Consider the following 772-nt stretch of genomic DNA (forward strand, 5'->3'; position numbering starts at 1 on the left):
CTACTGTGGGTGGGAGATGTACGGTCAAGCGACGAGTGGAAGGCGTAGGCTCGTCGGCAGCGTCGGTTGTGTATAAGAGACAGGTCGTGCTCTGTTGTCTCGCTGTCGCCGGTCTCCTCGTCTTCGACCACGCTGCCCTCGTTTCGTCCTCACGTCCGGCCGCGACGCGACTCGGTGAACTCTCGGCTCGCGTCCGCGGTGCAGCGACACCCGCCGCACGGGCCGTCCTCGTCTTCGTCGGTCTCTACATCTTCGTGTTCGCTCCACGAGCGGGCGATACCAACGGAGTCGGTCTCTACACGCCGGGGACGATTCTCGGTGCTATCGATGTCGCACTGTTCGAATCTGTCCAGCGATTCGTCGGCGTCCGCATCGTCAACCGCTACCCCGGTGCCACCCACCAGTATCTTCCGTACCTCGGGAATCTCGTAGAGGTGCTTGCCCTCGCGGCGCTCCCGGTCACGCTCCTCGCAGTTGGTGTCTTCGTCGTCGACCGCTACGCATCCGGCGGTCCAAGAACTGTCGTCTCGGCATCGACTTACTGGGCCGGTGCCGCGCTCGTGTTCGTCCCGATGCTGACAGAAGCCTCCGCGTCGTGGCTCGGCGTCTACGTCGTCGTCCCGCTCGCCATCCCGGCGGCGGTCGGCCTCGCGGCACTCGTCCGGTGGGGCAGACAGGCGCTCGACAGCAGGGGTATCCCGCGCGTCGCCGCAGTACTCCCCAATTTGTCCGCACTCGCCGCTCAGACACGTGCGGTCTCGACAACCGAGGG

1 pseudogene is annotated in these 772 nt (G+C 65.4%); it reads left to right on the forward strand.

What is annotated here, in order from left to right:
* Positions 1-35 precede the first annotated feature (35 nt).
* Positions 36-772: pseudogene (locus QT222_RS00340) on the forward strand (flippase activity-associated protein Agl23); the annotation flags it as partial.

It is taken from the genome of Haloferax sp. s1, from assembly GCF_058382125.1.